The organism is Telluria sp. GW821-FHT07G12, from assembly GCF_059418525.1.
Genome location: NZ_JBWKQA010000001.1, coordinates 781,679 through 805,212, shown reverse-complemented (window position 1 = coordinate 805,212; position 23,534 = coordinate 781,679). Strand labels below are relative to the sequence as shown.

14 protein-coding genes are annotated in these 23,534 nt (G+C 63.6%); 4 read left to right on the top strand and 10 right to left on the bottom strand.

Going from position 1 to position 23,534, the window contains the following annotated elements:
• Nucleotides 1-2: 2 nt before the first annotated feature.
• Together AC07PE_RS03850 and AC07PE_RS03845 are read right to left on the bottom strand one after the other, a co-directional pair.
• Nucleotides 3-1,274 carry a YeaH/YhbH family protein gene (locus tag AC07PE_RS03850; protein WP_498761753.1) on the bottom strand — a complete coding sequence of 424 codons (1,272 nt, stop codon included), beginning with the start codon at nucleotides 1,272-1,274 and terminating at the stop codon, nucleotides 3-5.
• Between the two features lie 167 nt (nucleotides 1,275-1,441).
• Nucleotides 1,442-3,364 (bottom strand): PrkA family serine protein kinase, encoded by a 1,923-nt coding sequence (locus AC07PE_RS03845; RefSeq protein WP_498761752.1) that lies wholly within the window; start codon nucleotides 3,362-3,364, stop codon nucleotides 1,442-1,444.
• A 577-nt stretch (nucleotides 3,365-3,941) separates the two neighbouring features.
• Between AC07PE_RS03845 and AC07PE_RS03840 the strand changes: the two genes are divergently transcribed.
• The 4 genes from AC07PE_RS03840 (at nucleotide 3,942) to AC07PE_RS03825 (ending at nucleotide 9,396) form a co-directional block, all read left to right on the top strand.
• Nucleotides 3,942-4,952 carry an adenosine deaminase gene (locus AC07PE_RS03840; RefSeq protein ID WP_498761750.1) on the top strand — a complete coding sequence of 337 codons (1,011 nt, stop codon included), beginning with the start codon at nucleotides 3,942-3,944 and terminating at the stop codon, nucleotides 4,950-4,952.
• Nucleotides 4,953-7,484 (top strand): ABC transporter permease, encoded by a 2,532-nt coding sequence (locus AC07PE_RS03835; RefSeq protein ID WP_498761748.1) that lies wholly within the window; start codon nucleotides 4,953-4,955, stop codon nucleotides 7,482-7,484.
• A 144-nt stretch (nucleotides 7,485-7,628) separates the two neighbouring features.
• Nucleotides 7,629-8,057 (top strand): group II truncated hemoglobin, encoded by a 429-nt coding sequence (locus AC07PE_RS03830; protein ID WP_498761746.1) that lies wholly within the window; start codon nucleotides 7,629-7,631, stop codon nucleotides 8,055-8,057.
• A gap of 7 nt (nucleotides 8,058-8,064) precedes the next feature.
• Nucleotides 8,065-9,396: a DNA recombination protein RmuC gene (locus AC07PE_RS03825; RefSeq protein ID WP_498761744.1), complete on the top strand. Its 1,332-nt coding sequence runs from the start codon at nucleotides 8,065-8,067 to the stop codon at nucleotides 9,394-9,396.
• On the opposite strand, the gene AC07PE_RS03820 is transcribed toward AC07PE_RS03825, so the two are convergent.
• The 8 genes from AC07PE_RS03820 to AC07PE_RS03785 all read right to left on the bottom strand — a co-directional run bounded on the left by AC07PE_RS03820 (nucleotide 9,397) and on the right by AC07PE_RS03785 (nucleotide 23,326).
• Nucleotides 9,397-9,663, bottom strand: coding sequence for a PAAR domain-containing protein (locus AC07PE_RS03820; RefSeq protein WP_498761742.1), 267 nt, complete (start codon nucleotides 9,661-9,663; stop codon nucleotides 9,397-9,399). It abuts the gene before it with no gap.
• Nucleotides 9,664-9,666: 3 nt separating this feature from the next.
• On the bottom strand, nucleotides 9,667-11,094 hold the full coding sequence (locus AC07PE_RS03815; protein WP_498761739.1) for a T6SS immunity protein Tli4 family protein: 1,428 nt from the start codon (nucleotides 11,092-11,094) through the stop codon (nucleotides 9,667-9,669).
• 11 nt (nucleotides 11,095-11,105) lie between these two features.
• Nucleotides 11,106-12,854 (bottom strand): esterase/lipase family protein, encoded by a 1,749-nt coding sequence (locus AC07PE_RS03810; RefSeq protein ID WP_498761737.1) that lies wholly within the window; start codon nucleotides 12,852-12,854, stop codon nucleotides 11,106-11,108.
• Between the two features lie 18 nt (nucleotides 12,855-12,872).
• Nucleotides 12,873-15,617, bottom strand: a complete 2,745-nt coding sequence (locus AC07PE_RS03805) for a type VI secretion system Vgr family protein (protein ID WP_498761736.1) — start codon at nucleotides 15,615-15,617, stop codon at nucleotides 12,873-12,875.
• A 139-nt stretch (nucleotides 15,618-15,756) separates the two neighbouring features.
• Nucleotides 15,757-17,625, bottom strand: a complete 1,869-nt coding sequence (moeA, locus tag AC07PE_RS03800; protein WP_498761734.1) for a molybdopterin molybdotransferase MoeA — start codon at nucleotides 17,623-17,625, stop codon at nucleotides 15,757-15,759.
• Between the two features lie 8 nt (nucleotides 17,626-17,633).
• Nucleotides 17,634-18,749 carry a GTP 3',8-cyclase MoaA gene (gene moaA / locus AC07PE_RS03795; protein ID WP_498761733.1) on the bottom strand — a complete coding sequence of 372 codons (1,116 nt, stop codon included), beginning with the start codon at nucleotides 18,747-18,749 and terminating at the stop codon, nucleotides 17,634-17,636.
• Nucleotides 18,742-20,055, bottom strand: coding sequence for a chromate efflux transporter (chrA, locus tag AC07PE_RS03790; protein ID WP_498761730.1), 1,314 nt, complete (start codon nucleotides 20,053-20,055; stop codon nucleotides 18,742-18,744). Before chrA ends, moaA begins: the two co-directional genes overlap by 8 nt.
• A 103-nt stretch (nucleotides 20,056-20,158) precedes the next feature.
• Complete coding sequence (locus AC07PE_RS03785) at nucleotides 20,159-23,326, bottom strand: Rne/Rng family ribonuclease (RefSeq protein ID WP_498761728.1); 3,168 nt, start codon at nucleotides 23,324-23,326, stop codon at nucleotides 20,159-20,161.
• Nucleotides 23,327-23,534: the final 208 nt, after the last annotated feature.

Below are 23,534 nucleotides of genomic sequence, written 5' to 3'. Positions count from 1 at the left end.
GTCTACTTGGGCTGCTTCTTGAACAATTCGCGGAACACCGGATAGATGTCGGCCGGCGTGACGATCTTCTGCATCGCGAAGTTCGCATGCGTGGTCGCGACCTCGGAATACTGCTCCCACAGGTTTTGTGGAGGGCCGTCCGTGATCTCGACATAGGTGTAGTACTGCACCCGCGGCATGATGGCGTTGGTCAGGATCTGTTTGCACAGGACCGAGTCGTTGTCCCAGTTGTCGCCGTCGGAGGCCTGGGCCACGTAGCTGTTCCAGTCGCCGCTGCTGTAGCGCTCGCTGATCACCTTGTTCAGCAGGTGCAGCGCCGAGGACACCACGGTGCCGCCCGATTCGCGCGAGTGGAAGAAGTCGTTCTCGTCGACCTCGGCTGCGGCGGTGTGGTGGCGGATGAAGACCACGTCGATCTTCTCGTACACGCGCTTGAGGAAGAGGTAGAGCAGGATGAAGAAGCGCTTGGCGGTGTCCTTGCGGCTCTCGTCCATCGAGCCGGAGACGTCCATGATGCAGAACATCACGGCGGCGGTCGAGGGCTTCGGGATCTTGATCCGGTTGCTGTAGCGCAGGTCGATCGGATCGATGAAGGGAATCGCCAGCAGCCGCGTGTGCAGCGCGTGGATCTTGTGCTTCAGTTCGAGCACGCGCGGGTCGTCATCCTCGGCGCCGAGCGCCTTGATTTCCTCGAGCTCTTCTTCGAGTTTGGCCAGGCTTTTCCGGCTGGGGCCGCCGACGGCGATGCGCCGGCCGAGCGCGCCGCGCAGCGAGCGCAGCACGTGGATGTTGGAAGGCGTGCCGGAGATGTTGTAGCCGGCGCGCTGGTTCTTGAATTCGACGACCTGGGTCAGCTGCGTCTTGACCATGTTCGGCAGTTCGAGGTCCTCGAAGAAGTAATTCATGAATTCTTCGCGGCTCAGTTCGAAGATGAAGTCATCCTCGGTGGTCTGCTCGCTGTTGCCGGCACGGCCGCGGCCGCTGCCTCCGCCACCGCCGCGCGGGCGGTTGATCTGGTCGCCTTTCTGGTATTCGGTGTTGCCGGGATTGACGACTTCCCAGACACCCCCGTGGGCGTGTCCGAAATGCGGCTCGCTCACGTCCTTGACGGGAATCGAGACCTTTTCGCCATTTTCGATGTCGGTGATCGAGCGACCCTTGATCGCCCGGCCGACCGCATCCTTGATCTGCGCCTTGTAGCGGCGCAAGAAGCGTTCGCGGTTGACCGCAGACTTGTTCTTGCCCTGCAAGCGTCGGTCGATGAGGTAAGTCAAAACAGGCCTCCTGCTCAAATTCGCGGCGGGCCGGATGCTAACCGGTACCCTATATTAACGCGCCGCGCATTAACGTGGTTGGCGTCCCTGAATTTTGGTGGGACAAAGCCTACGGGCGGACCAGAAAACGGTCCGCCCGGCCACGCACCTTGGTGCCGCGGGCCTTCTTACGAGGACTTACGAACCCTCAGGTACCACTCGCACAACAAACGAACCTGCTTCGGCGTGTAACCCTTCTCCACCATGCGCGCCACGAAGTCGGCGTGCTTGGTCGCGTCTTCCGTGCTGGCTTTTGCATTGAACGAAATGACGGGCAGGAGTTCCTCGGTATTCGAGAACATTTTTTTCTCGATCACGGTGCGGAACTTTTCGTAGCTCGTCCAGGCCGGATTCTTGCCGCCGTTCGTCGCACGGGCGCGCAGGGCGAAGTTGACGATTTCGTTTCGGAAATCCTTCGGATTCGAGATGCCGGCCGGCTTCTCGATTTTCTCCAGCTCGGCGTTCAGCGATTCGCGGTCGAAGCTTTCGCCGGTGTCCGGGTCGCGGAATTCCTGGTCCTGGATCCAGAAGTCGGCAAAGGTCACGTAGCGGTCGAAGATGTTCTGGCCGTACTCCGAATAGCTTTCCAGGTAGGCGGTCTGGATTTCCTTGCCGATGAAATCGACGTAGCGCTGCGCCAGGTGTTCCTTGATATAGGACATGTAGCGCTGCTCGGTCTCGCCCGCGAACTGCTCGCGCTCGATCTGCTGTTCAAGCACGTAGAGCAGGTGCACCGGATTCGCCGCAACCTCGGTGTTGTCGAAGTTGAAGACCTTGGACAGGATTTTGAACGCGAAGCGCGTCGACAAGCCGTTCATGCCTTCGTCCACGCCGGCGTAGTCGACGTATTCGTGCATCGACTTGGCCTTCGGATCGGTGTCCTTCAGGTTCTCGCCGTCGTACACCAGCATCTTCGAATAGATGCTCGAGTTTTCCGGGTCCTTCAGGCGCGACAGGATCGCGAACTGGGCCATCATGCGCAGCGTGCCCGGGGCGCAGGGCGCTTTGTCGAGCGAGGAGTTGCGCAGCAGCTTGTCGTAGATCTTGATCTCGTCGGACACACGCAAGCAGTAGGGCACCTTGACGATGTAGATACGGTCGAGGAATGCCTCGTTGTTGCGGTTGTTGCGGAAGGTCTTCCACTCGGATTCGTTCGAGTGCGCCAGGATGATGCCCTCGAAGGGAATCGCGCCGAAGCCCTCGGTGCCCTTGTAGTTGCCTTCCTGGGTGGCCGTCAGCAGCGGGTGCAGGACCTTGATCGGGGCCTTGAACATCTCGACGAATTCCATCAGGCCCTGGTTCGCCAGGCACAGGCCGCCGGAGTAGCTGTAGGCGTCCGGATCGTCCTGGGAATAATCCTCGAGCTTGCGGATGTCGACCTTGCCGACCAGCGAGGAAATGTCCTGGTTGTTCTCGTCGCCCGGCTCGGTCTTGGCGATCGCGATCTGCTTGAGGATGGACGGATAGCGTTTGACCACGCGGAACTTGTTGATGTCGCCGCCGAACTCGTGCAGACGCTTGACCGCCCATGGACTCGGCACGTTGCGCAGGTAGCGGCGCGGGATGCCGTAGTCCTCTTCTAGGATGGCGCCGTCTTCGTCTTCGCTGAACAGGCCGAGCGGCGATTCGTTCACCGGCGAGCCCTTGATCGCGTAGAAGGGGATCTGCTCCATCAGGTGCTTGAGCTTTTCGGCGATCGACGATTTGCCGCCGCCAACCGGGCCCAGCAGGTAAAGGATCTGCTTACGTTCTTCCAGGCCCTGCGCCGCATGGCGGAAATAGGAAACGACCTGTTCGATCACTTCCTCCATGCCGTAGAACTCGCGGAAGGCGGGATAAATCTTGATGACCTTGTTGGCGAAGATGCGCGACAGGCGCGGGTCGAGGCGGGTATCGACCAGGGTGGGGTCGCCAATGGCGGCCAGCATGCGCTCCGGAGCGCTGGCGTAAGTCAGGGGGTCTTTCTTGCAAAGCTGAAGGTACTCCGTCAGGGAGTATTCCTCTTCCCGGGTACGCTCATAGCGGGCTGCGTAGTTATCAAAAATGGTCATGTGAATGTCCTCTAATGTGCTAACACTGATCACTGTCGCGGCAGCCGATGAAAGACGGCTGCCCAGGCCCCGGTTTAGGCATCGAGCTGTGTGGGGGCGCCGTCTGCATTCGAGAGGTCAGGCCGTGCAGCCTGACGTGGAAGCGGAGGGCGATTTTCTTGTTCTCATCCGGTATGGCCACCGGTTTGTTAGCGCCCGCTGAGAGCGTCTTCTTACGCTTATGAAATTTATTATGTGCCTATTAGTTCCCGAAGTCAAAACCGTGTCGTGCGTAGCATGGTCCTAACGATAAGTCGCTGAAAACAAAGAAAAATAAGCCATTTTGACGAGCCTGCCGAATCGTTCTTGACGCCGCTTTTCGGAGTCCTGACGAGCTCATGTTGGCGGGGCTTTTGACCCCGTTTGACAACGTCATGTTTATCAAAAGGTAAGTAGATAGTGCACCAACTTGCTAAGCAGTGGCGCACGCATATCGTGCCGTCTTTCTATAAAATTCCAGAGTGAAATGACCCTCGGCGGCGCATGCGCTACACTTTCCTTTCGAGGCGTTTATCGCCGGTCCAACGTGGAGATCCCGATGCTGAATGAAGAGCTGCGCCGCACCCTGACGGCGATGCCGAAGGCAGAATTGCACATCCATATCGAGGGCTCTTTGGAACCCGAGCTGATTTTTGAGCTAGCGCAAAGGAACGGTGTTTCCCTGGCTTACCCCTCCGTCGAAGCGTTGCGCCAGGCGTACGCCTTCAGCGACCTGCAATCCTTCCTCGATATTTACTATGCAGGGGCCAGCGTGCTGCTCACCGAGCAGGATTTCTACGACATGACCGCGGCCTATCTGAAACGGGCGGCCGCGGACAACGTGCGCCACACCGAGATCTTCTTCGACCCGCAGACCCATACCGCGCGCGGCGTCGCCATCGAGACCGTCATCAATGGCATCTGGCGCGCCTGCCAGGATAGCCCGGTGAGCGCGAGCCTGATCCTGTGCTTCCTGCGCCACTTGTCGGAAGAAGAAGCCATTGCCACGCTGGAGGAGGCGATTCCGTACCGCGACAAATTCATCGGCGTGGGCCTCGACTCGTCCGAGGTCGGCCACCCGCCGGAGAAATTCGCGCGCGTGTTCGAGCGCGCCCGAAACCTCGGCCTGCATCTGGTGGCACATGCGGGCGAGGAGGGGCCGCCAGCCTATATCGAGAGCGCGCTGGACGTGCTGAACGTGGAGCGCATCGACCACGGCGTGCGCTGCCTCGACGATCCCGCACTGGCCGAGCGCCTGGCGCGCGAGCAGATGGCGCTGACGGTGTGCCCGCTGTCGAACATCAAGCTGCGCGTGTTCGACGTGATGGGCGAGCATAACCTGCGCCGCCTGCTCGACGCCGGCCTGGCCGCCACCGTCAATTCCGACGACCCGGCCTACTTCGGCGGCTACGTCAACGATAATTACCTGGCCGCGTTCGAGGCACTGCCGCTGGACGTATCGCATGCGCGCCAGCTGGCGCGCAACAGCTTCAATGCAGCCTTCCTCGAACCCGAACAGAAGCGCGCCTACCTGGCCGAAGTCGACCGCTTTTTCAGTGAGATCCAATAAATGTTGATGCAATCCCTGCGCATGACCGCGCGCGACTGGCGCGCCGGCGAGCTGCGCTTCCTGCTGGTGGCCCTGGTGGTCGCGGTATCGGCCCTGACCGCGGTCGGCTTCTTTGTCGACCGCATGCGCGCAGGCCTGAACCGCGACGCCCACCAGCTGCTCGGCGCCGACCTGCTGATCAATGCCGACCAGCCGCTGCGCCAGGACTGGCGCGATGAAGCCGTCAAACGCGGCCTGCTGCTGGCCGATACCGTCACCTTCCCCAGCATGGCGCAATCGGGCCAGGGCGATGATTCGCAAGCCGTGCTGGCGTCGGTGAAGGCGGTCTCGCCCACGTATCCGCTGCGCGGCCAGCTGAAGATCACCACCAGTCTTGAGGATGCCAGCGAGGCGCTCGGCGACGCCACCCACGAGACGCCGGCGCCGGGCACGGTCTGGGTCGACGTCAACCTGCTGCCGGCGCTGAAGATCAAGCTGGGCAGCACCATCCAGCTGGGCGACAAGAGCTTCAGGGTCGCGCGCCTGATCGCCTCCGAACCCGACCGCGGCGCCTCCTTCTCGAACTTCGCGCCGCGCGTGATGCTGGCCATGGCCGACCTGAAGGCGACCGGCCTGGTGGATAACTATGCGCGCATCACCTACCGGATCCAGGTGGCCGCGCAATCGCTGAACGACCGCGCGACGGTGGCAGGCTACGAGCAATGGCTGCGCGAACGCATGGCCGCCGACAACGTGAAAGGCGTGCGCATCGAAACGCTGGAAAACGGCCGCCCCGAAATGCGCTCGACCCTCGACCGCGCCGAGCGCTTCCTGGCCCTGGTCGGCCTGCTGTCGGCGATGCTGGCGGCAGTCGCCGTCGCGATGGCGGCGCGCCGCTTCATGCAGCGCCACCTGGATTCGGTGGCCATGCTGCGCTGTCTTGGCATGACCCAAAACCAGGTCGGCATGCTGTTCCTGATCGAGTTCGCGCTGGTCGGCCTGGCGGGCAGCGTGCTGGGCGTGCTGGTCGGCTTTGGCGCGCACTACGTGCTGCTCGAACTGATCGGCAAGCTGATCCCGACCGAGCTGCCGCCGGTGTCGCTGCTGCCGGCGCTGCAGGGCGTCGCCACCGGCATGCTGCTGCTGGTCGGCTTTGCGCTGCCGCCCGTGCTCCAGCTGCGCAACGTGCCGCACAACCGCGTGATCCGCCGCGAACAGTCGCCGCCCAAGCCGATGGCGCTGGCCACTTACGGTCTCGGCACCGCGGTCTTCATCGGGCTGCTGCTGTGGCAGGCCGGCGACCTGAAACTGGCGCTGATCACCGCCGGCGGCTTCCTCGGCGGCCTGGCCGTGTTCGCGCTGGTCGGCTGGCTGGCGCTGCTCGGTTTGCGCAGCCTGCGCGGCGTCTCGAAGAACCAGGGCTGGCGCTTCGCCATCACCTCGCTGCAGCGCCGCCCCGGCGCCACCGTGGTGCAGATCGTCTCGCTGTCGCTGGGCCTGATGGCGCTGCTGGTGCTGACCGTGGTGCGCGGCGACCTGATGGAGGCATGGCGCGTGGCCACCCCGGCCGATGCGCCGAACCGCTTCATCATCAACATCCAGCCCGACCAGAAGGCCGGCGTGGAAAAGAGCATCCGCGCGGCCGGCGTCGACAACCCGATGCTGTACCCGATGATCCGTGGCCGCCTGGTGGCGGTCAACGGCAACCCGATCACGGCCAGCACCTACACGGACGAGCGCGCGAAGGGACTGTCGGACCGCGAATTCAACCTCTCCAGCGTGAACGATCTACCGGAAGGGAACGACGTCGTCGCCGGCCAGTGGTACCGCGACGCCCCCGGCGTGGCCGAAGCCTCGGTCGAGCAGGGCATCGCGCAGACCCTGGGCCTGAAGCTCGGCGACACCATGCGCTTCGACATGGGCGGCCTGCTGGTCGAGGCGAAGATCACCAGCCTGCGCAAGCTCGAATGGGGCTCGATGCGGGCCAACTTCTTCGTCATCATCAACCCGGCCGCGATGGGTGACGCGCCCACGACCTACATGACGGCCTTCCACCTGCCGGCGCGCGGCGTGGGGCTGGCGAACGCGCTCACGCGCCAGTTCCCGAACCTGACCGTGATCGACGTCAGCGGCATCATCCGCCAGCTGCAGGACGTGCTGGACCAGGTCGTGACCGCGGTCGAGTTCCTGTTCATGTTCACCCTGGCGTCCGGCGTGCTGGTGCTGTACGCGGCGCTGATGGGATCGACGTCCGAGCGCACCCGCGAAGCCGGCCTGCTGCGCGCGCTGGGAGCCACCCGCGGCCAGCTGGCCAGCGCGCAGCGCATCGAATTCGTGCTGGTGGGCGGCCTGTCCGGCCTGCTGGCGGCGAGCGGCGCGGCGGCGCTGGGCTGGGCGCTGGCCGAGTACCAGTTCAAGTTTCCCTGGCACTTCGAACCGCAGGTCTGGGCGGCCGGACTGCTGGTGGGCGCGGTGTGCGCATTGGTCGGCGGCTGGCTGGGACTGCGCAATGTGTTGCGGCAGCCACCGCTGCAGACGCTGCGCGAGGCCTGATCGGAACGGCGAACGCGGGCACGGGGTGCCCGCCCTACGGCATATCGGTAGGGTGGGCACCCCGTGCCCACGCGCTGTTGCGAATCGCCGACCTTGGACAAAAGGCCCTCCCACGGGTCTTGGCCGCTGCGCTATCATGGGCAAATGCAAGAATCCCAGAACACCCAACAAGACGCTGGTCAGGAACAGGATGAGCGCACCGCATATGAACTGATCGGCGGCGAAGCCCGCCTGCGCGAACTGGTCGACCGCTTCTACGACATCATGCAGCTGGAAGCCGACTTTGCCGGCATCCACGCCATGCACCCTGTGCCCAACGACAGCTCGCGCGACAAGCTGTTCATGTTCCTGTCCGGCTGGCTGGGCGGGCCGAATCTGTTCATCGAAAAGTACGGCCACCCGATGCTGCGCGCGCGCCACCTGCCGTTCGCGATCGGCACCACGGAGCGCGATCAGTGGCTGCGCTGCATGGCGATGGCGCTCGAAGATCTCGGCTACGACTACGATCTGCGGCTGCGCCTGATGGGCGCCTTCTACCAGACCGCCGACTGGATGCGTAATCGTCCACACTGACACCATCATGTCCACCATCGAGTTCATCGTTCTCGCGCTTGGCCTGCTGGCCGTGCTCGGGCTGCAGTTCGTCCTGTTCTCACGCGGCCGGCGCACCGACGGCTCCGCCCACGCCCTCGAACGCCTGGAGCGCGAGCTGCGCCACGAACTGCAAACCAGCGCGCAAGCCACGCGACAGGAACTGGCAAACCACCTGGCGCAAAACCAGGCCGCCACTGCCCAACAGCTGGAGGCGATGCGTCAGCAGATCCAGCTGCAGTCCGCCGGCGGACGCGAGGAACAGGCGCGCACACTCAAGCGCTTCGCCGACAGCATGAGCAGCGCGCTGGCGAACCTGACGGAATCGAACGCCCAGCGCATGCTGGAAGTGCGCGGCACGCTCGAGACCAAGATCCGCGACCTGCAGACCGACAATGCGCGCCGCCTGGAAGAGATGCGCCAGACCGTCGACGAAAAGCTGCACGCGACGCTGGAAACGCGGCTGACCGAATCCTTCCGCCAGGTGTCCGACCGCCTCGAGCGCGTGCACCAGGGCCTGGGCGAGATGCAGCAGCTGGCCGTCGGTGTGGGCGACCTGAAACGCGTGCTGACCAATGTGAAGACGCGCGGCACCTGGGGCGAGGTCCAGCTCGAGATGCTGCTCGAGCAGGTGCTGACCGTCGAGCAGTACGCCAAGAACGTCGAGACCGTGGCCGGCACCAACGCGCGTGTCGAATTCGCGATCAAGCTGCCCGGCACGGTCGAGGGCGGCCCGCCGCTGTGGCTGCCGATCGACGCGAAATTCCCGAAAGAGCAGTACGAGCGCCTGGTCGAAGCGGCCGACAGCGCCGATGCCGATGGCGTCGTGCGTTATGGCGCCGAACTCGAACGCGCGGTGCGCAACGAAGCGAAAACCATCTGCGAAAAATACGTCTCGCCGCCGCAGACCACCGACTTCGCGATCCTGTTCCTGCCTACCGAAGGCCTGTACGCCGAGGTGATGCGCCGTCCTGGCCTGGCCGACGATCTGCAACGCACGCTGCGCGTGACCATCGCCGGTCCGTCGACGCTGACAGCGCTGCTGAACAGCCTGCAGATGGGCTTCCGCACGCTGGCGCTGGAAAAGCGCTCGTCCGAGGTGTGGCAGGTGCTGGGCGCGGTCAAGACCGAGTTCGGCAAGTTCGGCGACGTGCTGGCAGCGACCAAGACCACTCTGGAGCGGGCAGCGAAAAACATCGAGAACGCCGAGGTGCGCAGCCGGCAGATGGCGAGGAAGCTGAAGTCGGTGGAGGCGCTGCCGAGTGAGGCGGCGCAGTTGATGCTGGGTGGTGCGCCCGCGGACGGCGACGACGTGGCTTAATTATTCGCCACCGTAATCGCCTGTCGTCGGAATCAATGTCGCGCCGCACGTCGTCTTGTGGCCGTCGTGTGCAACTTCGATCCCATCGATGACGTGATGCGGGTCGCCCTCGGCGATCGTGCAGTTGTCGTGGCCCTTGATGGGACAACTGCACTTGTCGCCGACGCGGGCGACCGGGATGCCGCCGACTGTGAAGTGCGTTGCGCTGACGCTTTCGACCTTGCCGCCGTGTGAAGTCGGATCGCCGAGACGGATTACGTTGCGCATCGCTCAGCCTTTCTGGTTGGGTGAGCCTTGTTCCTTAGTGCTGCCGTTTGCGGCGGCAACGTCAGTGGCTGCCGGGGCGGGCGCGTCGCCATGCGCGACCAGCTTCCACACCGTGGCCGTGTGGCGCGCTGCTTGTTCCCCTTTGAGCTTCTGCCATAGCGATGGCGCGACGTGCGATACCACGTGCGGCATCCGCTCTCCTTTCTTGATGTGCTGACGCCCGCCATCCTTGACGCCGCTTTCCTCGTCGGGTGCCCACCAGCCGGTCTGCGGGCAGGTGCGCCCGGTTGCGGCCAGTTCGCCTAAGGGCAAGCGCGGGCCGGCATCGGCGGACTTGATGGGGGTGGCGCTTGTCGGGCGAACGCGGATGGTGCTGGTGATTTTGTCCCAGACTGCGATGGCTTCTTCGTCAGTGAGGCTGGCCTTGGTGCTGCCAGCGGCGTTATTGCCGACGCCGGTCTGAAACTGGATGTCAGCGTAGGGTTTGTAGGGGTCGTGGGGGACGCCGGTGAATCTGACCTCGAAGTCATGGTAAGAGTGCACGCCTTCCTCATCGGGATTGCGCAAGAGAAGTTCGTATCCGGTTTTCCAGTCATATATTTCACGTGGGCTTTCACGGAAATATTTGATTTGGGCGAGTGCTTTTTTCTCTTCGGGAGTTGCTGGATCTTCGATGACGCGTTGCCATTGCCTCTTTAGTGACGTGCTTTCCGGATCGTGAGGATTCGATGGATGGGTTCGAATTGAAAAATGCGCGTCCGGGAACTCTTTCAGACGAAAGCCAATGCTGATCAGTTCGCCAGGATGATTTTTTTCGTCATCCGGCGAGTCTGGCAAAAAGAAATTCTCTATGCAGTTGCCCGGCTCAGTGGGGATTTCGTTTTCGGCACGTTGGCGCAGACGGCGTGCGATGCTTTTTATGTCTGCTATCGTTCCATCTCTGTCTGGACTCAAGGGTCTTGCGTCAATGACAACGCCATCGTTGTTTATTTTGAAGTATCCATTGATCTTTAGGTCATTGATTGACTGAAAATCTTCGTAGCCGGTCACAATCTTGCCTTCGGGCTCGGCCATATCTTCTACTGCCAGCAGTAAGGGGACATCATCGTGGTTGATGGCCTTGTCACTTTTGAGGTCATCGATGAACTTCCGTGCCAGGCCCTTCACTTCATCCACGCCGTCAGGGTAGACGGTCAAACCCAGCGGAATATCGCTACCACCCCATGCAACGGTGGCGGTTGCCGGAACATCGACTATGAAGCGCCCGAAGCAGACGGTCTTGGTTTTCGCAAACATCGGTTGTAGGCGGGGTGTAAGAGTCGTCATGTTCGGAGTCTTCCATTGTCCGGGATTGCGGTCACAGGCTGTAATCAACACCATCGTAGTCGCGATAGCAACAAGGGACAGGTGCTTCAAGGCGGTTATGTGCATGGGTAATCCTTTCAGCATTTCCAGGTTGCTTTCTGGGCGATGCGCACGATGCTGTACAAGGTCGAGGCAATCGCGCGGGGATCTTTATAGCTGGACTGATGTTCGTAGCCCGTCTGGCGGAACACGCCCTTGAATGCTCCGCTGTGCAGTTGATCGTCGGCGGATCTGGCGGGAACGGTCTGGTCGCCTGGCGCCGAAGGCGGAAGTATCGTCGCATGCAACGCATCGTCAAAGGGCAGGGCGCCGATATTGTCCTCCCGATGCTCGTCCCATGAGGTGAAGTCCAGCCGACCTTGCCGGCTATCGCTGACAATGGTCCAGTTTTGCCAGCCAGTTGGGTTCGCACAGTTCCGGATGTCCCATACCACTTCGCCGAAGCTCTGATGTCCAGGATCGGCGCCGTAGTGCCCGTAACTGTTGGGGTGATATGTGCCGGCAATCTGTCTATGAAAACTTTGGGCCTTGTCGAGATAGTTGCACGTCCGTGCAAACGTTCCACCCCCTTTCCTCTCGGTATAGTTGGAAGGGTTGATCCAGTCTTCCCGGAACAGCGCATACCATTTTCCCCTCACTTTGTAGATTTCCTTGTAGGGATCTCCCTGTTTCGGCCACGCTTCCAAGTCGTGTCCATTGTGCCGCACGCGCAGCCAACCGTTGCCATACGCCTCTGAGGGCAGTAACTCCAATCCACCTCGCGAATTGGCCAGCACCGCCGTAACCTCGTCGCCAAAATTGCCGAGCACTTTCGAAACGACGCTGGCTTCAATAATGCTCTTAGTGGTGTGCATCAGTCCGGGGTCCTCGAATCCCGCCCGCATGCGCTTGTAGGCCGCTGGGGCGCCGATGGCGGGCATTACGCCATGAACGATGCCCAGTATTTTGTCTTGCAAGTTGCCAATCTTTGGATGAACCAACGCCCGTCCGACCAGTCCACCCATGGAGTGAGTCACAATGATCACTTGGTTGCATTCATAGCCGGTCCCGTTAAGCTCGTCGATGACCTTGTTGATGCGAGCGGCGATGATGCGTGCGCTGTCACCGTTCGATTGCAGCCAGTTATAGCCGAAGGCGTACACAGGGAACCAGCAGCCGGTAGCCACCTTTTTGAACTCATCCTCCGTCATGGCCTGCTGGGGTAGTTTCGTTTCGGCGCCCCATGCCTGTGGGTTAACGCCAATAACATCACGCCACTCGGGACGCATTTTGCCTTCGGAGAAAGTGTTATTCAGACGGGATTCGAGGTGCTGGAGCAAAACGCCGTAACTTTTGAAGAAGACTTCACCCCAGCCGCGCGCCCGCGCTTTTTGTACTCGGCTACGCGAATTCGCTTTGACCAGCGGGTCGCTCGCCAACATTGGTGAATTGAAGTTTTCGTCAAGTTCGACATTGCCATGCCGTCTATCGCCGCTGACGTCGGACGGCCCAGAGGGATCGTAAATGTCGACCGTCGTCTGCAATGGATCGAGCCGCAGCTGGCGTTCATCTGGCGGACTCTTCGCATTCTTACTGACATTCGACGCCCCAAGCGCATCCGGCCGCCAAGCAATATTGTCCTTCTGCTTCAACTCCTTCTGCCGCTCCGCACTCATCCGCAGATTCGATCCCATAATCCCCGGCAGAAAAATAATCGGCAGCACCCGTTTGGGCAGCATCCGTGCGCACTGCGGCTTCTTGTCCTGCTTCGGTGTAACAAACCCTTCAGCCTTTCGAGCGGCTCCAGCACTCGGTTGCGCAGGCAAAGAATGTTCGGCAGTCGTCATCAGGTGCTCCCTTTAAAATCAGTCGTCCAGCGCCTCGATGCTGTAGCGGCCAAACGGAATCGCGCTGGTAAAACGCTCTGTCAAGCCATTGGCATCAGTGCGACCCTCGAAGGTGCGCCCGTCTTCGGTGGTGATGCGATAGCGCTGGTTCTTCATAGGCTCATCGGTTCCGATCCAGCGCAGCACGGTTTGCTGATCGTGGGCGGCCTCGCTTTTCGGCAGCGTGACGGCGGCCGGTTTGCCGTCTCCCGGTCCGACATGCGCGAATTTCGACGACTTGATGGTGTGATCGCCGCTGCTTTGCTGTGTGATGGCGCCGCCGCCGATATCTACCTGCGCACCCTGGGCGACAACGCGGACTTTGGGCGCCTGCAGCACGATCTCGTCGGTGGCGGTCAGGACGATGCGTTTGGAAGCGGTGACTTCGATATCGTCGCCGTGGGTTTGTAATTCGAGCTTGCCGCTGGCGGCAATGAGCTTGATGCCGAGCCGGTGGGCAAACAGGCTGATGCTTTCCGACGCACGGGCAAGCAGTTTCCTGCCGACCGACAGCTGGGTATTGCCGATGCTGAGAATATCGACATGCGTTTGCGCGCCGATCGCGATGTTGTCCTGGCTGGTCATGGCGACGCCTGCTGGCGCGGACAGCGCCACCACAGGATGGCCACCGGCGCCTTCCTTTTCGGTATTGCTGCCGGCTTCCCACTGTTTCAGGTAGCCGATCAGTTGCTCGAGCTCCTGGTGGTCGGTACCGTCCGCATGGTGCGTTGACGCCAGTTCAGCCAGTTGCTTCTGCACCCCCTGCAGAGCCTCGGCCAGGCCGAGGAGCTCGCTCCGGTCCAGCTGTTTGCCGCTGGCTTGTTGGCGCGACGCAGCGCTGATCAGGACACCTTGCGCGCCGCGGACCGCAACGGCGTGGTCGCTGCGCAGTTCAGCGCCTTCGCCGCGCGCTTCGCCCTTGCCATCCTTGCGTGGGTGGGTCAGCCAACCCAGGTTCAATTCACTGTGGCCGTGCTGCGAGGACAGCTGCGCATTGATCTGGCCAGGCGTGTCGTCCAGCCGCAGCTGGTTGTAGCGGATGCCGTCTACTTCCTTACTCTTGATGCCGGCCAGGTACTTGTTTCCCGGCAGTGCACCGACGTGATTGAATGCAGGTGGCGGTGCCATGCCGCCATAAACCTGCCCCACGATGATAGGCTTGTCCGGATCGCCGCCCAGGAAGCCGATCAGGACTTCATCGCCCACGCGCGGCAGCGTCATCGTTCCCCACTGATTGCTGGCCCAGGTGCTGGCGACCCGTATCCAGGCGGAGTCCCGGTCGCTGCCGCTGGCCCCGGCGCCTTGTGCATGGTCGTGGTCTTCCATTCGCGTGCCGGGAAAGCGCACCTTGACCCGCCCGTATTCGTCGCAATGCACTTCCTCGCCGGGTGGGCCGACCACGATCGCGCTTTGCAGTTGCGGATGCGGCAGATCGGTACGCGGATCGAAAGCCGGCACGATCGGAATGCTGCGGCGAACGCAGGCAAAGCGGTTCGTATAGCGCATGCCGCGATCCGCGCTTGCTTGCCGCAGGGTGGTGGCGGAATGGACTTCGTTCCATCGATTGAGCGCAAACAGGCGCTGTATCCGATCGTCGAGCGTCTTGGGTAGATTGTTCTCGGCATCGACCTCCAGGCTCGTGATGAGAAATTCCCGCTCTTCCGTCGAATGCATGTCGATTTCGGGATGGCCGCTTAAAGCGATCCATTCGCCGATACAAAGCGCACGCACACTGCCTTCACCGTAAAAGCACTTCGATTCATACTCATGGCGCTTCATGCGCAGTTCGCCAAGATTGCGGTAATCGTCGCCGTCTTCGCCCGCATGGGGGACGTCGATCAGGTAATCGTCGAGGCTGGCGGCGAAACGGTTCCCCATCGTCCCCTGGTCGATTCGCGAAGGTAGATGGCCCGTCATCGGCCGGCCTTGCAGGTAGTCGGAGCTAAGGCGGCTGACATTGCCGGGCCTGAGTCTGCGGACCGGGCTCCATGCGAAAATGGTGTCGCTCTGTTCGGTGCCGTCGTCCCGGTGATAGCGCACTAAACCGGCGGTATTTTGCGGCAGTGTGAATCCATCATCGAACAGCACCAGCGTATGCGTTGGAATGTCCTGGCTCTGCGCTTGACTGGCTTGGCCATGCCGCATGAACCAGGCAATGCCGCGCCGTTTCCACAAGCGGCGCAGGAAATCGGCATCCGATTCGTTGTGCTGCATCGTGAATTCCCGCGCGGGATAGGAACCCGTTAAATGCGACCAGTCCACGTCGAAAGCCTGGGCCAGTACGGGATTATTCCGGCGCCATTCATCGAGGATGACCTGGCTGACTTCCAGTTCATTCAGGTTGCGAAAGACGCGGGTATTGGTGCGGTATTCCATTAGCGACAAAGCATCGCGCAGCACCAGTTCGTAGGTCGCCAGGCCGCCATCGCTTTGTCCGGCCGACGCTTGCGCGACGATGCCGCAGACGGCGCGCATATCGCCGCAGTCGGTGACGAACTGCAGTTCGACCGGCAGAGCGATAAATTCCTTCAAAGGGAGATCGGCGCGGAGCGATACGCATAGGAGCCGGTATTCCAGGGCGCCGCATAGTGCTTCCGTTCCGGTGACGCGCTTGACCAGCAGGACGTCGCTGAGCACTTGCTGACCTTGTGAGAGCCGCACACGAATCGGGCGATTCGCCTCTGTCAGCTCGCCGAAGCCTGCAGCCAGATCCTTGAAATGCATTCAGATTCCCCAGATTACATTGAGCACAAAGCCCAATGCTAGGAACCTGAACATTCATCACATTGATATCAGTAAAAGTTTTGCTTGATACCAATAATGCATTTTTGACGCCGAGTCACAGATCGGGAAGGCAGAAGCTTCATACCAGCCCCTCGAACATCAGCACATCCACCATCTCCCCAGCCTGCACGCCACCCTGCTCATCGTGCAGCACCACCATGCAGTTCGCCTCCGACATCGAGCGCAGGATCCCCGAGCCCTGCGAACCGGTGATCTGCACTTCGGGTAGCCCGTCCGCACCACGCGACAGCACGCCGCGCTGGTACTCGGTACGCCCCGGCTTCTTGCGAATTGCAGCGACCGATCGGGCGCGAAGCAGAGGCAAAGGCGCCTCCGCCCCCATCATGCGCAGCAAGGCCTCGCGCGCGAAGAAGTAGAAGGAGACCATCACCGCCACCGGATTGCCCGGCAGTCCAAACAGGAAGGCACTGTGACCGTTGGAGGCGATGCGGCCGAAGGCCAGCGGGCGGCCAGGGCGCATGCCGATCTTCCAGAAGGTGACGTCGCCGAGGCGCGCCATGATCTGCTTGGTGTAGTCGGCGGCGCCGACCGAGACGCCGCCCGAAGTGATGATGGCGTCGGCGTTTTCGCAAGCCTCGCGCAGCGCGGCTTCCAGGGCGGCGGGGTCGTCGCGCACCACGCCCATGTCGATGATGTCGCAGCCCAGGCGCTGCAGCATGCCGTAGATGGTGTAGCGGTTGCTGTCGTAGACGCAGCCTTCGTCGAGCGGCTGGCCGATCGAGCGCAGCTCGTCGCCGGTCGAGAAGAAGGCGACGCGCAGGCGCCGCTGCACCGGCACCTCGGCCACGCCCAGCGATGCCAGCAGGCCCAGGTCGGCAGGGCGGACGATCTTCCCTTTGCGCAGGGCGGTGCTGCCGGCCTTCAGGTCTTCGCCGGCGAAGCGGCGGTTGTCGCCGGCGCGGATGGTGCCGGGGGCCATGAAGATGAGGCCGTCCTCTTCACGAACGAATTCCTGCGGCACCACGCTGTCGCAGCCGGCCGGCATCACGCCGCCGGTCATGATGCGCATGCATTCGCCTTTTGCAGGAACCGCAGAGGATGCACGGCCCGCATACACGGTATCGATCACGCGCAGGCGAACGTCGGCATCGAGCGATAAATCCTCGCCGCGCAGCGCATAGCCATCCATCGCCGAATTGTCGTGTGCCGGCACGTTGATAGTCGAGACGATGTCCGCCGCCAGCACGCGTCCCAGCGCAGCGCGCAGCGCCACCTGTTCCGTCGCGCGCACGGGCGCGACGAAATCGCGGATGATCTTCTGGGCGTCGCGCACCGGCAGGGCGTCCGGGTCGTAGGCGGAAAGGCAGCTCACGACTTCGGCCAGTTTCAGGGGCCGCGCGGGATCCAGCGCTTGCAGCTCGTCGCGGGTATTGATATTGCGGAAGGCCGCGGCATCCTCGAACAGCACCTCGGCCACCTTGATCTGCGGGTACCAGCCATCCATGCGGCGTCCGCCGGCCGCAAGATACGCCGATAAAACTTCCGCCTTGTCCGCCTTCACCAGGCAGAACACCGGATGCGGCTGGCGCAGGCCGTTCTCTTCGGTCACCGCCAGCGCCAGGTCGGCGCCGGCCGACTGCAGTCCAGCCAGCAGACGCTCGGCCAGGTCGACAGGCAGGAAGGGCGAATCGCAGGGCGCAGTCAGCAGATACTCGGTGCCGCAGCGGCGCAGGCCCGCTTCCAGTCCGGCCAGCGGACCGGCAAAGCCCGGCGTATCGTCCGGCCACACCGGTACGCCAAAGGCGCCGTAGGCATCCAGGTTCTGGTTGGCGTTGATGGCAACGCTGGCCACCTGCGGGCGCAGGCGTTCCAGCACGTGCGCCACCATGGTCGAGCCGCCGAAAGCCTGCAAGCCCTTGTCGACGCTGCCCATGCGCGTGCCGCGTCCGCCGGCCAGGACCAGGCCGCTGATCGATGCAGTGTTCATTTTATTTATTAACCACCGATGTAAGACATTTCGATTTTCTTCGCAGCGCCGTCGCGCGACAGGCCTTCCGTGTTGATCGTGCGCGTTTCGGAGTAGCGGTCCGCGCGCCGGCTCCACAGCTGAGCGATGGAAGACTGGATCTCGAGGTCGCTACGGCCCTCGCGCAGCAGGGCGCGAAGGTCGTGGCCGCGGGTCGCGAACAGGCAGGTGTACAGCTTGCCCTCGGTGGACAGGCGGATGCGCGAGCAGTCGTGGCAGAAGGCCTGGGTCACGCTCGAGATCATGCCAACTTCGCCGCTGCCGTCCACGTAACGCCAGCGCGCCGCGGTCTCGCCCGCGTAGTTGGCGTCGATCGGTTCGAGCGGCATCTCGGCGGAAATGCGTCGCACCACTTCGCTGGACGGGATCACCTCGTCCATGTTCCAGCCGTTCGAGGCGCCCACGTCCATGTATTCGATGAAGCGCAGGATGGTCGGCGAGCCCTTGAAGTGGCGCGCCATCGGCAGGATCTGGGCGTCGTTCATGCCGCCCTTGACCACCATGTTGACCTTGACCGGGCCGAGGCCGGCGGCATGCGCGGCATCGATGCCTTCGAGGACGTCGGAGACCGCGAAGTCGACGTCGTTCATGCGCTTGAAGACGTCGTCGTCGATGGCGTCGAGCGAGACCGTGACGCGGTCCAGGCCGGCGTCCTTCAGGGCTCTGGCCTTGCGCGCCAGCAGCGAGCCGTTGGTGGTGAGGGTCAGGTCGAGCGGTCGGCCGGAGGGCGTGTCCAGCGTGCGCAGTTGCGCAACCAGGCGCTCGAGGTCCTTGCGCAGCAGCGGTTCGCCGCCGGTCAGGCGGATCTTCTCGACGCCGTGGGCAATGAACAGGCGCGCCACCCGCGTGATCTCTTCGAAGCTGAGCAGCGAGGAGTGGGGCAGGTAGGCGTAGTTCTTGTCGAAGACTTCCTTCGGCATGCAGTAGACGCAGCGGAAGTTGCAGCGGTCCGTGACCGAGATGCGCAGGTCGTGCAGGGGCCGGCCGAGCGCGTCGGCCAGCAGCCCTGTCGGCGCCTGCAGATCCGCCGGGATCGGCATCGCCGGAGAGCGGGCGTCGCCGAGCATGATGATTTTTTCAGACATGCCAATACGATAGCACGAGGCCAGCCAGCGCACAGGCGAGGATCAGCGGGATAGTGCCGACCTTGTAGCGCAGCAGGGCGACCGTGGCAGTAATGCCGATCGCGATCGCCTGCCAGTGCGGCTTGCCGCCCGCCAGGAAGACCTGCCCGCCGAAGAACACGGCCAGGCTCGCAATCACGCCGACCACCGCCGCCGAGATCGCCGTCAGCGGCGCCGTCATGCGCACATTGCCGCGCGTGGACTCGACCAGCGGCCCGCCGGCCAGGATGAAGACGAAGGACGGCAGGAAGGTGAACAGGGTCGCCACCGCCGCTCCCGCCGCGCCGGCGGCGAACAGCGCATCCGGTCCGAACAGCGCATGGGTCCAGCCGCCGACGAAGCCGACGAAGGCCACGATCATGATCAAGGGGCCGGGCGTGGTTTCGCCCAGTGCCAGGCCGTCGATCATCTGGCCCGCGCTCAGCCAGCCGTAATGGTGAACAGCCCCTTGCACGACATAGGGCAGCACCGCGTAGGCGCCGCCGAAGGTCATCATCGCGGCCTTGGTGAAGAACCAGCCCATCCGGGCCAGCGCACCCGTGGGGCCGTAGAGCGCCGCCAGCAGCAGCCAGGCCGCCAGGCCGAGGCCGATGCCGGCCAGCGCCACCCGCGTCAGCCCTGCCCAGGAAAAGCGGGCGTGCGCGGGCGTGGGCGTGTCGTCGTCGATCAGTGCCGGCCCGTAGGACTTGCCGGCGCCGGCATGCGCGCCGCCGAGCTGGAACAGGGCGGGGCGCAGCCGTCCGCCAATCAAACCGGCGAGCGCCGCGCCCAGCACGATCAGCGGGAAGGGCAGCTCGAGCACGGCGATGGCGACGAAGGCGCAGGCGGCAATCGCGGCCAGCAGGCCGTTGCGGATGGTGCGGCTGCCGATGCGCCAGGCCGCGCCCAGCACGATGGCGACCACCGCCGGCTTGATGCCGTTCATGATCCCGGCGATGGCGGGCAGGTGACCGTAAGCCATGTAGGTCCAGGACAGCGCGATCAGGATCAGCAGCGAGGGCAGCACGAACAGCACGCCGGCCGCGATGCCGCCGGCCGTGCGATGCAGCAGCCAGCCGATGTAGACGGCCAGCTGGGTTGCCTCCGGACCCGGCAGCAGCATGCAGTAGTTGAGCGCGTGCAGGAAGCGCTGCTCCGAGATCCAGCGCCGCCGCTCGACCAGCTCGGCGTGCATCATCGCGATCTGGCCGGCGGGACCGCCGAAGCTGATGAAGCCGAGCTTGAGCCAGTAGCGCAGGGCGGTGCGAAAGGTGGGAGCAGGTGGCACGTCGATATGGATGAGCGTTAGGGTTGCTTATCTTACACGCAAAGAAAAGGGGAGCCGAAGCTCCCCCTTTCTCACAAGCTGCACGGCGGCAGCTCGAACCAGCTTACTGACGCGTCGTATCGACCTGGATCAGCGGCTCCTGCGCCGGCGGCGCCACAACCTTGCGGGCGCGGCCCAGACGGACCGGCTGCTGGGACTGGGCAGCCGCTTCCTGTGCGGCGCGCAGTTTTTCCGGATCGGTGGCAGCCAGTTGCAGGCCGGCCTGGGCGAGCACTTCACCCAGATCGGCGGCCGGCGCCTGTGCAACCGGCGCAACCGGTGCCGGCATCACGACAGGCTGCGGTGCCGGAGCGGCAACCGGAGCAGCGGCTTCAACCGGCGCCGGTGCAGCTGGTGCAACCGGAGCGGCGGCAACTGGAGCCGGAGCGGCAGCAACCGGAGCAGGGGCCGGGGCGACCGGAGCAGGAGCCGGAGCAGCCGGAGCAGCCGGCGCCTGAGCGGCAGCAGCACGGGCAGCGGCATCGGCCACCGACTGCGAGGTCGGGAACGGCCACGGACCCTGGCTCGATGCGGTCGCGATCTCGGCGGCAGCTTTTTCGGCAGCAGCTTGCAGCGCAGCGGCGGCAGCTTCCTCGGCACGCGCCTGGACGGCGGCCTGTTCGGCGGCAGCCTTGTCGGCAGCGGCTTTATCGGCAGCGGCTTTCACGGACGCAGCGGTCGGGAAGGGCCACGGACCCGGCGTGGCAGCCTTGGCCGGCTTGGCGCCCCTGGTCTTCGCAGCCTTGGACTCGGCCTGGAACTTGGCGGCTTCCTCGTCGGCCACCGGCGCGAAGGCCGGTGCGCCTTCTTCACCGCTTTCGTTGTCGACGATATCGTTGCCGTCGCGGTCGCGGCGGTTACGGTTGCGGCCACCACGACGACGGCGGCGGCGCGGCTCGTCGCCACCTTCGGCGTCAAGCTCCTCGCCGCTCGGACCGGTCGAGGCGACAGTCTTCATGGCTTGATCCTGAGCGGTTTCCTGCTCGCCGGTCGGGCCGGTCGATGCGACCGCGACGCCGGTGGCGGCGGTCGCCTGGACCACGTTCAGTTCGTCGGTTTTCACCTCGGCAACCGGCGCGCGCTCGGCACGCTCACGCGGCTGGCGCGGCTGGCGTTCGGCACGCTCGGCGCGTTCCGGACGCTCGGCTTTTTCCGCACGCTCGGCGCGCGGCGCCAGCTGGGCTTGCAGCTCGGCTTGTGCCTGATCGCGGGTCTCGCGCGGCTCGCGGGCTTCGCGCGGTTCACGCGGCTTGCGCGGCTGGCGTGCCGGCTTGCCTTCGGCGTCGACCGGCTTGGCGGTCTCATCGACCGGTGCGCCTTTCGCGACCTGTTCGCGGTCCTCGCGCTCACGGCCCTTGCCGGTGCCGGTGCGGCCGCCACGGCCGTTGCGCTGGCCACGGTTGCGTTCGCCACGCTCGGCTGCCGGTGCCGGTTCGGCCGGCTTGACCGGCGCTGCGGCCGGGGCCGGCGGCGGGGTCATGGCAACCGGGGTGCCGAAGAAGAAATTACGCAGCTTGGCAAAGAAACCTTGTTCCGCCGGCGGCTGCACGATAGGCGCGGCCGGAGCGGCGGCAGCGGCAGGGGCTGCCTCGGCCTTGACGGCCTGGCGTTCGACCACCGGCGCCGGCTGGGCCGGGGTGATGGTCTTGACCACGGCTTCCTGGCGCGGCTTGGCTTCTTCCTTCTGGCGCTTGGCGTAGGCCATGTCGGTATCGGCCGACTCCGCCATCGTGTAGCTGGAGGCGGCGTCTTCCAGGCGCGGATCGTCGTGCTTGATGCGCTCGAGCTTGTAGTGCGGGGTCTCGAGGTGCTTGTTCGGGATCAGGATGACCGTGATGCGGTGACGGTTCTCGATCTTCAGCACTTCGCCGCGCTTTTCGTTCAGCAGGAATGCGGCGACGTCGACCGGCACTTGCACGTGGATCGCGGCCGAATTCTCCTTCATCGCCTCTTCCTGGATGATGCGCAGGACTTGCAGGGCGGAGGATTCGGTATCGCGGATGTGGCCGGTGCCCGAGCAGCGCGGGCAGGTGACGTGCGAGCCTTCCGACAGCGACGGACGCAGGCGCTGGCGCGACAGTTCCATCAGGCCGAAGCGCGAGATCTTGCCCATCTGGACGCGTGCACGGTCATGGTGCAGGGCGTCCTTCAGGCGCTGTTCGACTTCGCGCTGGTTCTTGGCGACTTCCATGTCGATGAAGTCGATCACGATCAGGCCGCCCAGGTCACGCAGGCGCAGCTGGCGGGCCACTTCGTCGGCCGCTTCGCAGTTGGTGTTGAAGGCGGTGGTTTCGATGTCCGAGCCGCGGGTCGCGCGCGCCGAGTTGACGTCGATGGAAACCAGGGCTTCGGTGTGGTCGATCACGATCGCGCCGCCCGACGGCAGCGGGACGGTACGCGAGTACGCGGTCTCGATCTGGTGTTCGATCTGGAAACGCGAGAACAGCGGGACATCGTCGGTGTAGCGCTTCACGCGGTGCGCCATGTCGGGCATCACGTGGCTCATGAACTGCTGGGCCTGGTCGAAGATCTCGTCGGTGTCGATCAGGACTTCGCCGATGTCGGGCTGGAAGTAGTCGCGGATGGCGCGGATGACCAGCGAGGACTCTTGATAGATCAGGAAGGGGCCGGGGGCCGATTTGCCGGCGCCTTCGATCGCGCGCCAGAGTTGCATCAGGTAGTTCAGGTCCCACTGCAGTTCTTCGACCGTGCGGCCGATGCCGGCAGTGCGGGCAATCACCGACATGCCTTGCGGCAGGTCCAGCTTGTCCATGGTCTCGCGCAGTTCCTGGCGCTCTTCGCCTTCGACGCGGCGCGAAACGCCGCCGCCACGCGGATTGTTCGGCATCAGGACCAGGTAGCGGCCGGCCAGCGAAATGAAGGAGGTCAGTGCCGCGCCCTTGTTGCCGCGCTCCTCTTTCTCCACCTGGACCATGATTTCCTGGCCTTCGCGCAGTGCCTCCTTGATGGTGCAATTGCGGACATCGACACCATCACGGAAATAAGAGCGGGCGACTTCTTTAAAGGGGAGGAAACCGTGGCGGTCTTCGCCGTAGCTGACGAAGCAGGCTTCAAGGGAGGGTTCGATGCGGGTAATGACACCTTTGTAGATATTCGATTTGCGCTGTTCGCGACCAGCGGTTTCGATATCGATGTCGATCAGTTTTTGGCCGTCGACAATCGCTACGCGCAGCTCCTCTTGCTGCGTAGCGTTAAACAACATACGTTTCATTTTTATTAACTCCGCGGCCCGTAGACCGTTGTAATTGCTAGAAACGTACGCGGGGAGGGGAGTGTTGGCGGTGGTATGCCCGGGGTGTGGCACGGCATTGCCGGCCACAGGGCGCAAATGGCATCGAACGTCATTGTCGCGCGCACGCCGCAACCTTGTTCGGCCGGCGCGGCCCGGTCAGGGCGGCGCAAGGGCCTGGGGGGCGGGT